We start from the raw sequence: 12,130 nt of genomic DNA, 5'->3' as shown, positions 1-12,130 counted from the left end.
ACAGAGCTTTAATTCAAAAAACTCTAAGTATTTGTCGTATAAAAAAACCACCGCCGTAGCGATGGTTCTTTATAAGAAGAAAGCTTATTTACTGATTAATCCAGTACTTTAACGGTACGAAGTTTTTGCTCTTCTTCGACTTTTTTATTAACGATATACTGATGCGTCATACTAAATAAGTTATTCACGGTCCAGTATAGTACCAAACCTGCTGGGAAGAACAGCATGAAAGCGGTGAAGATAATCGGTAAGAACTTCATCACTTTCGCTTGCATTGGATCAGCTGGCTGCGGATTAAGCTGCTGTTGGATAAACATCGACGCACCCATCAATAGCGGCAGAATGAACCACGGATCCATCGCTGATAAATCCTGAATCCATAAGATCCACGGCGCATGACGCAGCTCAACACTTTCAACTAGAACCCAATATAACGCTAAGAAGATAGGCATCTGCATCAATATTGGCAAACAACCAGCCATTGGATTGACTTTTTCTTCTTTATAGATGCCCATCATTTCTTGCGACATCTTCATACGATCGTCGCCGTGCTCTTCTTTTAACGCTGCTAGACGCGGTGCGATAGCACGCATCTTCGCCATTGAATAGTAACTCTTATTAGAGAACCACATCAATGCGAACTTCACTAAGATGGTCAAAAGAATGATTGACCAACCCCAGTTGCCGATAACCTTATGAATACCATCCAAGATTGCAAATAATATCTTCGATATTGGCCATAACAAACCATAATCGACGGTCTGATTTAGCCCTACCGCTACATCTTTAAGCTCAGACTGTACCTTTGGACCTGCATACAAGGTTGCATCTAAAGTGACTTGCTTATTTGGACCCACATTGACAGGCTGACTGTTAAAGCCGATAAAATAATCATCACCGGTTTCGCGACTAAAGAATTTACCAGTGAAGTTTTCAGGCGTCCATGCAGATACGAAATAATGCTGCACGATACCAACCCAACCTTTATCGCTAGTGGTGGTCAGCGCGCCATCGTTAAACTTACCAAATTTTAGCTTATTATACGGGTCATCCGGTGTACCCCAAGCGCCGCCCAAATAAGTCGCCATACTCAGCGCACCTTTATCAGACATACCAGGGTCTTTACTGTTATCACGTTTTAATTGTGCAAACATCTGCCCTTGCCACGCTTTCGTAGAGGCGTTTTGAATCTGATAACTGATATCAATAGGGTATTTATCTTGCGTAAAGGTAAAGGTCTTGGTGATTGTCACGCCATCTTTTTGATAAGTTAGCGGTACTGATAACCTTTGCTGACCTTTTTCCATCACATAGTTATTCGCGGTATGACTGTATTTGGCGCGACCTTCTGCCGTATCAATACCATCTTTACCAATCAGACCAGACTGAGCGACATAGACGCGATTACTATTATTTTCTAATAATACAAAAGGCTTATCGCTATCGAGCGTCGCATCATACTGCTTTAGCGCAGCATAAACGATGTCACCGCCTTCTGGGTTGATTTTGATGTCATAGCGATCAGTAGTGACGGTGATTAGTCCTGCATCTTTAGCAGGTGTGGCGGTCACAGTACCATTATCAACTGTACCGTTATCGACAGGTAGCGTCTGTACTGGAATATCACCTGCTGCACCGCTAGTAGAAGGAATGTCAGCTCCTACTGAAGTTGCAGTTTCTGGCACCGTGTCTACAGCTGGGGCATCTGCATAATCATCACGCCATGCCAAAATCAGCAGATAAGCGGTGATTAACATCGCAATGATGATCATCACCCGAAATATCTTTTGCATAAACCTTTCCTAGATTAAAAAATTAGGGAATAAAAAACTAGGGCATGTGTTATGACTACCACACGGCATTAACCCATATAGCTAGCGGTAATGTCAGCAGTCAATCACATAAAATGTTCATCATTTTACTAAAAAACGACTCTAAATGATACCAACAGTGTGGATAACTTGTGGGTAACTCGATAGATATCCTAAAACGCTCAATCTAACTTAAGTTTTATGTCAATTTCATCATATGGTTTAGGCGAGAAACATAGCTCTTATGATCTCGATAAACGTATAAACCCTGAGCCTTGATATAAGCTTTGATATGAGCTGACGTAACACAAGATACGTATTGATAAGTATAAGAAGCTAAAGGTAGCGGTACAAAGTCAATGCCATGTCCGCCCAAAGGATGACAGCTGCCAAGACGTTTTAATAAAAGCCAACTACCTACCCAAACACCATGCCAAGCTAAAGCTTGCTTACCATAATTTGAACAAGTTGGATAATATCGACAACGAGCAGGTAAGATAGGACTTATTATTTTTTGATAAAAAACAATAAAACTATAAAATAATTTATAAAAAAATTTATTTAACTTTATTAAAATAAAATTCATTTTATTTTTTTTCTATTTTTTTAAAAATATTATTTATTTCATTTTTCAATTCTTTATTAGTCAAATCTTTAATAGAACTTTTAACAATAAAAACAATATCTTTGTTTTCTAAACTAATAGCCTTTACTCGAAACTGCTCACGTATTTGACGTTTGATTAAATTTCGCGCAACTGCCGTCGGTACTTTACGCTTCGTAATCGCCATGCCGACTCGTGGTTTATCATGAGTATTGGTACGCACAAAGGCCATTAAGTGACTCTGATGAAGTTTACGTTCAGGAGCATCGAATACCTCACGGAAGGCTGCAGGCGTGAGCAAGCGCTGCTCTTTAGTGAAGCGGTAGGTAGGTGTAGCTGAAACAGTATTGGACATAGTACAACCTAGTATAAGAACTAATAGCAGGATTAGAAATAACGGTAAAATGCAGAGACAAAAAAAGCGCCGATGTGGGCGCTTTTAATATATGGCTGAGTGTCAGTTGTGATGATTGACTATCGCAATCTATAAATAATAGAAACACAACAAGCCATGTTCATCGTAATTTACTGATTATACAGTAAGACGATGACGTCCTTTAGCGCGGCGACGAGCTAAGACCTGACGGCCTTTTTTAGTTGCCATACGAGCACGGAAACCGTGAGTACGCTTACGCTTGATCACGCTTGGTTGGAATGTACGTTTCATAACTCACCTATCAAAATAATGGACTGAATTCCTAATAACGGAGGATTATATCATTGCATCGCATTCTGGTCAATAAACTAATTTAAACTGTTTTTATAGCAAAGTACGACTGCTTTCAATTTTTCTTGCTTGCTGTTGCCAGACGTGACAGATATTGCAGAAATGCATATCGGTTGCACTGTATCGTTTTAAAATTAAATAAATACTATTTTGAACGGTTTAGAAAAGATGTTTTTAAATCATTGTCTGTAGAATTCTGGTTATAAACCTTATTTGTTGAATTAAATATAACCGTGGTTTTCAATCACTTTTCAGAAGTTATCCACAGTTTGAGTCGAGTTCCATAATAATTAATTAATTATTATATATAGATGTTGTTGTTATTGGGAGCTGTTTTTTCTGGGGTTAAGTGTGATTTTCTCTTTATTATCAAAATACTAGGCTATGGGTAAACCTGTGGATAACCTGTGGGTGAAATATGGATAACTTACTTTATTAACTTATCCACAAAACTATCCACAGTGTTATCCACAAAAAACAAGGTGTTATCCACAGGGCGTTTGTGTTAGATTAGCCCCCTATCTGATGTGTGATTTTGAGTAATCTTATAATAGAGCTTTTGAGGTCAACATCAACGCTTTATCAGGTATGAGTTGACTGGTTTTTACAATAAAAAATATTGATATATTAGACTATAGGGTTAGTGATATTCATGATAGATACAGCAAATATTTGGGATAAATGCCTAAACGACCTACGTTATCACGTCAAAGATAATGTGTTCACTATGTGGTTAAGACCACTGTCCGCTCATCAAGAAGCCAACACGTTGATTATTCTTGCTCCCAATGATTATTTTGTGACATATATCAAAAAGAACCATTTAGCGGACATTCAGCAGCTGGTTACTAAGCACAGCCAAGGCAATATAGAAGAAGTTATCGTCCGTGTCGATAATGCTGGCCGTGATACCAATGATGATGTTCAGGCACAATCAGGATCCCTATTTGCAGAAGATAACCTCCCCTCTCCCACTGCAGATCATAAGTTTGAAACCATCCATCATAACAATGCCAAAGCAGATATCGATGCCAATATGCGTCACGCAGAGCTGGTCGACTCGGGTGATGCGAAATCATTAAGTTATCTAAATCCTGATTTTACCTTTGAAACCTTTGTCACTGGTAAGTCAAATAATCTGGCTTACAAGGCGTGTTATGAGCTTGGTAAACGTCAATCAAAAAATCGTCACAATCCTTTATTTATATATGGACCTTCTGGTTTGGGAAAAACGCATTTAATGCATTCTGTAGCCCATCGCTATTTAAAAAACAATCAAAGTTTTTATTATTTCACTTCTGAAAAATTTATTAATCAATTAGTTTATTCATTAAGAAATAATAAAATAGAAGATTTTAAAAAGAAAATAAAAAAAGTGGATTTATTAATTGTAGATGATATTCACGTATTGGCTGGAAAGACTAAAAGTAGTAATGAGTTTTTGACATTGTTTGCAGATTTTACCAGTGGTGATAAACAACTGATTTTAGCTTCGGATCGGCATCCATCACAGATGACTGAGTTTGACGAACGCTTTAGATCACGTTTTTCTTGGGGTTTAACGGTTGCTGTTGATCCACCTGAGATTGATACACGCGTACAAATTCTCCAGAGAAAAGCAGCATCTTATGGCATGAGTCTTCCTAAAGAATGTGCATTATTCATCGCTCAAAACGTTGTCTCTAACGTGAGGCGTTTAGAAGGTGCATTGAACCAAGTATTTGCTAATGCTAACTTAACCGGTGCACCTATTACCCTTGAAATGGTGCAATATGCGCTAAAAGACATCGTTGCAATGCGCGTACAAGCCGTTAATATGGATAATATTCGTAAAGTGGTCGCTGAATATTATGATGTGACCATTAAAGATATGCTGGGACGCAAACGTACGCGCAGTATTGCTAGACCACGCCAAATAGCGATGGCGCTATCACGAGAGTTGACTAGCGATAGCTTTCCTGAGATTGGACAATCCTTTGGTGGACGCGACCATACGACAGTGATGCATGCTTGCGATAAGGTTAATGAGCTGCGAGCAGCAGATCCAGCGTTTGACAAGGATTACAAAACGCTAGCACTGATGTTGCAAGCGGGTTAGAAGGCTTTGCTATCACTATATTTTAGTAGATAGATATGGTTTATAATATTGAAAATAAGCGTACACAGACAGCTAATGGATTATCGTCAGTAGACAAGGTATTATTAAGCCATTATTTTATATTTTTATAAAAAGAATCATTTAAATAAGAGTAACTAAGCATGCAATTATCGATTAATCGAGAGTCGTTACTAAAAGCCATAAACTTGATCGCCAAGGCTGCGGATAAACGCCACAATATGGTTATCTTGGGTAATATCAAGTTGCAATTATCTGAGTCAGAGCTTGTTTTGACAGCGTCTGATTTAGAAGTAGAGCTGACATCGACGTTGAAATTGCCTGCCGGTGCTTGTGTTCAAGCAGGTACAACGACGTTGCCGGCGACAAAACTAAGAGATATTTGTAAATCATTACCAGCTCAAGCACAAATCAATCTTGCCACTCAAGAAAACGAGCGCTGCTTATTAACCAGTGGCAAAAGCCGCTTTACCTTGGGCACATTGCCCAGCGAAGATTATCCAAGCTTGGGAAATCCTGAAAATATTACCCCTTTGACCATCAATCGTAGTCGTCTTACGGATTTGATTCATAAGACGCAGTTTGCGATGGCGATTCAAGATGTACGATATTATCTGACGGGTATGCTATTTGACGTATCGCAGCAGCAGCTAACGACGGTTGCGACCGATGGACATAGACTGGCATTAGCACGTAGCGTTATCGACGTCAGTGCGGATTTGAATATGCAGGCTATTCTGCCACGTAAAGCTGTGATCGAGCTTGAACGTCTAGCTTCTGAGCTAGGTAAAATGCTTGGCGATCAGGATAACGCAGTCACGTTAAGTTTCGGTCGTGAGTTTTTGCAAGTCAGTTTGCCGTTTGGTGATGTAGATAGTGTAGGGCAGGTCAGTCAAAATCTTATGGTGACTTTTACCGCGCGTTTAATCGATGGTAAATTCCCTGATTATCGCCGTGTGATGCCTAGCAATACCGATAAGCTGGCTTTATTCAATCAAGAAAAAATGATGGATGTGCTGCGCCGCGTCGCGATTTTGAGTAATGAAAAATCTCGCGGGGTGGTATTTAATTTTGCAAGCGATGGCATGGTAGAAGTACGTGCCAATAATGCTGAGCAAGATGAAGCGGTTGAGATGATACAAGCCAAGTATCAAGGTGAACCAATGGAGCTGTCATTTAATGCCGCCTATTTACAAGACGTGCTAGGTGTCATCCAAGGTGACTTACAAATGCATATGAGCCAATCAAATGCGTCGGTATTGGTCAATCAGTTAAATGATGAATTCCATCAGTACGTGATTATGCCAATGCGTATCTAGTTTGTTATTCAAAAATATTGGGTGGTTAGGCTTTAAGTTTAACTTCCCACACCTAGATATTATATTAAACTTATGTTTGTTAATTATCATTGATTTTTATAGGCGGCTATCGGTATTATGATTGAACGTCTACAAATCTCACACCTGCGTAATTTAACGCAAGTCAATCTAGCGTCTGCTGCTTGCAACGTTATTATCGGCGCTAATGGCAGCGGTAAAACCTCGCTACTTGAAGCGATATTCTTGCTATCAAGAGGCAAGAGTTTCCGCCATAATCAGCCTAAACGCTATATTCAGCACCATCAAAACACAGCAACCGTGCATGCCAAACTCAGCGATAGCAGTACATTGGCTATCCAAAAGCAAGCGGATGCTACGACGATTTTACGTCTCAATCAAACCACTGTTTATAACCAGAGTATCTTAACTGAGCAGCTGCCAACATTACTCATAGATCCATCGACGATGGACATGCTAGAGCAGGGTAGTGCCAGTCGTCGGCAGTTGTTAGATTGGTTGGTGTTTCACATGAAACAAGGCTTCCACCCGCAATGGCTTGCTTATCAACGCCTGCTAAAACAGCGCAATAGTTTGCTAAAACAGAGGCGGCATCTTAGTCAAGTTCAGCTTGCTGAGCTAAAGTCATGGGATAAAGGGCTTAGCAATCATGCAGCCTTGATTCATCATTATCGTGAATCTATATTTGAAGCGTGGCAGCCTTATTTTTCTGAGAGTATTACTCAGTTACTGCCATCCTATGCGCAGCAATTAAGCTTAAGCTACAATGCAGGTTACGATACTGGTATAGCACTCGATATACAGCTTAACGAGCGTTTAGAGCAGGATTTACAGCTCGGTTATACCCGTATCGGTAACCATCGCGCTGACATTCATGTGCATTGGCGATCTAGCGATCCAGTAGCAATGAATAATGAACACCCAACTATCAGTACCATCTCGGCAGCCGATGTAAGTGTTAAATTGCCAGTTCTAAAAGAGCAGGCGGCTAACGTATTGTCGCGTGGTGAAAAAAAGCTGTTAATTACCGCATTACGCTTATCGCAGTTGCCATTGTTGCTTAACGTTAAAAATAATAGTGAGCTATCTAGCAGTGACGCTAAGCTAAACGCTACACCAGTGGTACTGTTAGATGATATTACTGCAGAGCTTGATGAGAGAGCGATAGATATTTTACTGTCTACCTTGGCGCAGCTACCGTGTCAGGTGTTTATGAGCAGTCTGACCGACAGTATCTTGCCACTGATAAATGAATATTGGTCAGAGCCTAAAGTGTTTCACATGAAACAAGGTGATATTTTACTTACTCAATAATTTTCAATTGACTTAATTATCCTTAAATAATTTAATGGTTATTGATATTTTTAAGTGCCTAGCTTCTTTTATAACTTGCTATAAATTATATTCAAATCCACGCTCAACTTCCTCGATTCACCCAACCTTCTAGAACTGATAAAACTACCAGTAAACAGTGACTTACAAGCAGAAAAATGCTAAAATAGGGCTTTATTTTTGTTCTATTCTCAGCAAGCTGTCTTACTGTTTTATATAAATATTTATTACTGATTGGACGTATTTAAGTCTTTGATAAATAACTGTTTAATATTATTCTTCAAAGTGTGTTTAAGGTTGAAAATACTGGCAATGATTGTTTTATAAATAATACTAAGTCTGTATTATTTAGAACTGGTTTTCGCCCGTATTTCAACTGTTGGAAATCTTAGGTCAACCACACTAATAGCAGAATTTAACTATAAAAACGATAGCTAAGATAGCATCATCAAGTATTGCCACTGTGGTGATGATTGATGGTACGCAGCTGATAATGGCTAGATTAAGGAATGCACATGAGTGATTCATTACCTACCGACCACCAGCAACTAACGTCAGACAGCGTAGTTGAGACTATTGCCGCCGCTGTCGCCCCTGAAGCATCACCCTCTGATTATAGCTCGAAAGATATTCGTGTACTGCGCGGACTAGAAGCGGTGCGCGTGCGTCCTGGTATGTATATCGGTGATACCGATGATGGTACCGGCTTGCATCATATGGTTTTTGAGGTGGTGGATAACTCTATCGATGAAGCGCTTGCCGGTCATTGTGACCAGATTGATATCATCATTCACGAAGATGAATCTGTGAGCGTCATGGATAATGGTCGCGGCGTTCCTGTGGATATTCATCCAGAAGAGGGTGTGTCTGCAGCACAGGTCATTATGACGGTACTGCATGCTGGTGGTAAGTTTGATGACAACAGTTATAAAGTATCTGGCGGTTTACATGGCGTCGGTGTTTCGGTTGTTAACGCCTTATCTAAAAAGCTTGAGATGAATATCTGGCGCGAAGGCTATCATTATAATCAGACTTATACCGATGGTGTGCCGGATAGCGATATCCAGCAGATGGAAGCGACAGATCAAACGGGTACGCAAATCCGTTTTTATCCTAGTCATGATGTGTTTACGGGCACTACCTTTGAGTATGATATTTTAGCCAAGCGTTTACGTGAGCTGTCATTTTTAAACTCAGGTGTACGTATTGTACTAACTGATGAGCGTATTGATAAGCGTCATGAGTTTGAGCATAAAGGTGGATTGTCTGAATTTGTTAGCTACATCAATGCTGGTAAAGATGGCGTCAACGATGTATTTCATTTCATCAGTAATCAAGATGACGGTATCAGTGTCGAGGTTGCCCTACAGTGGACGGATACTTATAACGAAAAAGTGCTGTGCTTTACCAATAATATTCCGCAAAGGGATGGCGGCACGCATTTATCAGGCTTTCGCTCAGCGTTAACGCGTTGTTTGAATACCTATATGGACCGTGAAAACCTCTTCAAAAAAGAGAAAGTGGTTGCGACTGGTGATGATGCTCGTGAAGGTTTAACAGCTATTGTATCCGTTAAAGTTCCTGATCCTAAGTTTTCGAGTCAAACTAAAGATAAGCTGGTATCAAGCGAAGTAAAATCAGCGGTCGAATCAGCAATGCATGATAAGTTTAATGATTATCTGCAAGAGAATCCCAGCGCTGGTAAATTGATTGCCGGTAAAATTATTGATGCCGCGCGTGCTCGTGATGCGGCTCGTAAAGCGCGTGAGATGACTCGCCGTAAGACTACTCTAGATATCGCAGGTTTACCGGGTAAGTTGGCGGATTGCCAAGAAAAAGATCCGGCATTGTCAGAGCTATATATTGTGGAAGGGGACTCTGCTGGTGGTTCAGCCAAGCAAGGTCGTAGCCGTAAAACGCAGGCAATTTTACCATTAAAAGGTAAAATCTTAAACGTTGAGCGCGCGCGTTTTGATAAGATGCTATCGTCTGCTGAAGTCGGTAACCTAATTACCGCGCTTGGTTGTGGTATTGGTCCTGATGAATATAACCCTGATAAAGTACGTTATCATAAAATTATTATAATGACCGATGCGGACGTTGACGGTTCGCATATTCGTACTTTGCTATTAACTTTCTTCTTCCGTCAAACGCCGGAGCTGATTGAGCGTGGTTATATTTATATCGCCCAGCCACCACTTTATAAAGTGAAAAAAGGTCGTCAAGAGCTGTACCTAAAAGACGATGAAGCGCTAAAAGCCTACTTATTATCGTCAACGATTGATAATACTAAGCTACATGTTAGTGCTGATGCGCCAGCGATTACTGGACAGGCGCTTGAGACGTTGCTGAACGATTATAATCAAACGCAATTAATCAAAGCGCGTTTGCAAATTCGTTATCCTGCGGTATTACTCGACGCATTGACGCATACGCCGAAGCTCAGCACCGATATGACCTATGACAAGTCAGCGATGGAAGCATGGAAAGAGTCGTTACAGATCCAACTTGATCACTTCGGTAGTGATTTAAATCCTGAAATTGAATTGGTTAATATCCATGCGCCCGTATCTGCAACTATGGATGCGGTCACTGCTGACTTGTTAGGAATGAAACCACAGCCAGAGCCACAATTAGCCATTGAAGGTGAGTCTATTTCTAGTGGTGATGTGCTCTCAACGAAGGCGCAATGGTTGCCACGCATAACGGTTTATGTGCATCAGCTAGCACATCATTATCTGCTTGATGCCAGCTTTATCAACTCAAGCGAGTATAGCAAGCTACTGCGTCTATCCGCTGAGTGGAATACTTTGCTCGACGACAGTGCCTTTATCCGCCGCGAAAGTACTTCAGGAACTAATAAAGATATTCCAATACGTGACTTTGATTACCTATGGCAGCAGATGATGCTAGAGGCACGTCGCGGTCTGGCTGTTCAGCGCTATAAAGGGCTGGGCGAGATGAACGCTGATCAGCTTTGGGATACCACCATGGATCCTGAAAACCGTCGTATGCTACGCGTGACGATTGAAGATGCTATCGCTGCTGACCATATGTTTACCTGCTTGATGGGTGATCATGTCGAGCCGCGCCGTATCTTTATTGAAGAAAATGCGCTGACGGTTTCTAATTTAGATATATAGTATTTGAAATTAACTTATTAATTCTATAAAGTCATCTTGCTAGCAAGGTGGCTTTTTTTGTTTCACGTGGAACTTAATTTAAGAATGGCTTTAACCGGTGGAAATATAAATGATTGAAGTAATCTTACTCGCCATTGCACTGGCGATGGATGCGTTTGCCGTAGCGATTGGGCTGGGAGCTAAGTCCCAAAAGCATAGTCGTCCTTACATACTACGTTTGGCATTTTATGCGGCGCTGTACTTTGGTGTCGCGCAGGGCGTAATGCCGCTCATCGGCTATTTACTGGGTGCTGTGATGTTGGGTTGGTTGGCATCTGCTGCACCATGGATTGGCGGTATAATTCTACTCGCTTTAGGTGGAAAAATGCTCTACGAAGCTTTGAGTGCTGATGTTCAAGAAACGATAGACGAGGCTATTCAAAGCTTTGATAGTGGGGCTGTGAATGCTAACAACAGGCAAGAATATATCAATCATCGTACGATGTTGACGCTCGCTATTGCGACCAGTATTGATGCGATGGCAGCAGGATTTACTCTAAACTTACTGGCTATTAATGCCTGGTTGGCTTGTTTAATAATTGCAATAGCCACTGCTGGGTTTGGACTGTTCGGTGTTTATTTGGGTAAGCACTCTGGCACGTGGCTTGAGGATAAAGCTGAAATATTAGGAGGAGTGGTGCTGATCGCGATCGGGATGAAGGTTATGTTTTTTAGTTAATTAAAGGTAGTGTTTCAGCTTATTTTCCTCATAAAAAATACCACTTTGGATACCAAAGCGGTGTTTTTTTAGTAAGGGCTATGTTTCACGTGAAACTGTATTAATTTCTAATTTTAACTATTACTTATTCTTCATCAGTATTAAAGCGCCAAGCTAATATACGGGTGTTCTTTTGACCTTGACTCATCTCAATGATACGCATTTGGGCGACACCGAGTTGCGTTAATAATAACTGCAAAGGCTTCACGTTTTCAGATTTGGACACTAAGCTGGTAAACCAGCATACATGCTCTGAAAAGTCTTGACTCTCTTTTATAATCTTAGTTCAAAAAGCAATCTCGC

9 protein-coding genes and 1 pseudogene are annotated in these 12,130 nt (G+C 40.6%); 5 read left to right on the top strand and 5 right to left on the bottom strand.

Going from position 1 to position 12,130, the window contains the following annotated elements:
* Window positions 1–95 precede the first annotated feature (95 nt).
* From yidC to rpmH, 4 genes are all read right to left on the bottom strand, one after another.
* Window positions 96–1,793: a membrane protein insertase YidC gene (gene yidC, locus CAN34_RS08930; RefSeq protein ID WP_089555349.1), complete on the bottom strand. Its 1,698-nt coding sequence runs from the start codon at window positions 1,791–1,793 to the stop codon at window positions 96–98.
* A gap of 217 nt (window positions 1,794–2,010) precedes the next feature.
* Entirely contained in the window at window positions 2,011–2,397 is a 387-nt protein-coding gene (gene yidD, locus CAN34_RS08925) for a membrane protein insertion efficiency factor YidD (protein ID WP_089555348.1), read from the bottom strand.
* A gap of 1 nt (window position 2,398) precedes the next feature.
* Window positions 2,399–2,770 (bottom strand): ribonuclease P protein component, encoded by a 372-nt coding sequence (rnpA, locus tag CAN34_RS08920; RefSeq protein ID WP_089555347.1) that lies wholly within the window; start codon window positions 2,768–2,770, stop codon window positions 2,399–2,401.
* 177 nt (window positions 2,771–2,947) lie between these two features.
* Window positions 2,948–3,082 (bottom strand): 50S ribosomal protein L34, encoded by a 135-nt coding sequence (gene rpmH, locus CAN34_RS08915; protein ID WP_007394757.1) that lies wholly within the window; start codon window positions 3,080–3,082, stop codon window positions 2,948–2,950.
* Window positions 3,083–3,794: 712 nt separating this feature from the next.
* Between rpmH and dnaA the strand changes: the two genes are divergently transcribed.
* The 5 genes from dnaA (at window position 3,795) to CAN34_RS08890 (ending at window position 11,788) form a co-directional block, all read left to right on the top strand.
* Window positions 3,795–5,240, top strand: a complete 1,446-nt coding sequence (gene dnaA / locus CAN34_RS08910) for a chromosomal replication initiator protein DnaA (RefSeq protein ID WP_089555346.1) — start codon at window positions 3,795–3,797, stop codon at window positions 5,238–5,240.
* Between the two features lie 161 nt (window positions 5,241–5,401).
* Window positions 5,402–6,577 carry a DNA polymerase III subunit beta gene (dnaN, locus tag CAN34_RS08905; protein ID WP_089555345.1) on the top strand — a complete coding sequence of 392 codons (1,176 nt, stop codon included), beginning with the start codon at window positions 5,402–5,404 and terminating at the stop codon, window positions 6,575–6,577.
* 117 nt (window positions 6,578–6,694) lie between these two features.
* Entirely contained in the window at window positions 6,695–7,909 is a 1,215-nt protein-coding gene (locus tag CAN34_RS08900; protein ID WP_089555344.1) for a DNA replication/repair protein RecF, read from the top strand.
* A gap of 533 nt (window positions 7,910–8,442) precedes the next feature.
* Window positions 8,443–11,070 (top strand): DNA topoisomerase (ATP-hydrolyzing) subunit B, encoded by a 2,628-nt coding sequence (gene gyrB / locus CAN34_RS08895; RefSeq protein ID WP_089555343.1) that lies wholly within the window; start codon window positions 8,443–8,445, stop codon window positions 11,068–11,070.
* A 109-nt stretch (window positions 11,071–11,179) separates the two neighbouring features.
* Window positions 11,180–11,788, top strand: coding sequence for a manganese efflux pump MntP family protein (locus CAN34_RS08890; RefSeq protein ID WP_089555342.1), 609 nt, complete (start codon window positions 11,180–11,182; stop codon window positions 11,786–11,788).
* A 124-nt stretch (window positions 11,789–11,912) separates the two neighbouring features.
* On the opposite strand, the pseudogene CAN34_RS08885 reads toward CAN34_RS08890, so the two are convergent.
* Window positions 11,913–12,130, bottom strand: a pseudogene (locus CAN34_RS08885) (RlmF-related methyltransferase); the annotation flags it as partial.

Origin of the sequence: Psychrobacter sp. DAB_AL32B (assembly GCF_002224105.1) — a bacterium.
In the GTDB taxonomy this organism is placed as follows: Bacteria; Pseudomonadota; Gammaproteobacteria; order Pseudomonadales; family Moraxellaceae; genus Psychrobacter.
Note: the sequence above shows the minus strand (reverse complement) of the source record. Positions and strands in the feature narration are given on the sequence as shown.

Excerpts from the sequence above, each read along its gene's own strand:
- yidC (WP_089555349.1), bottom strand. The coding sequence starts at position 1,793 with ATGCAAAAGATATTTCGGGTGATGATCATCATTGCGATGTTAATCACC.
- yidD (WP_089555348.1), bottom strand. The coding sequence starts at position 2,397 with ATGAATTTTATTTTAATAAAGTTAAATAAATTTTTTTATAAATTATTT.
- rnpA (WP_089555347.1), bottom strand. The coding sequence starts at position 2,770 with ATGTCCAATACTGTTTCAGCTACACCTACCTACCGCTTCACTAAAGAG.
- rpmH (WP_007394757.1), bottom strand. The coding sequence starts at position 3,082 with ATGAAACGTACATTCCAACCAAGCGTGATCAAGCGTAAGCGTACTCAC.
- dnaA (WP_089555346.1), top strand. The coding sequence starts at position 3,795 with ATGATAGATACAGCAAATATTTGGGATAAATGCCTAAACGACCTACGT.
- dnaN (WP_089555345.1), top strand. The coding sequence starts at position 5,402 with ATGCAATTATCGATTAATCGAGAGTCGTTACTAAAAGCCATAAACTTG.
- CAN34_RS08900 (WP_089555344.1), top strand. The coding sequence starts at position 6,695 with ATGATTGAACGTCTACAAATCTCACACCTGCGTAATTTAACGCAAGTC.
- gyrB (WP_089555343.1), top strand. The coding sequence starts at position 8,443 with ATGAGTGATTCATTACCTACCGACCACCAGCAACTAACGTCAGACAGC.
- CAN34_RS08890 (WP_089555342.1), top strand. The coding sequence starts at position 11,180 with ATGATTGAAGTAATCTTACTCGCCATTGCACTGGCGATGGATGCGTTT.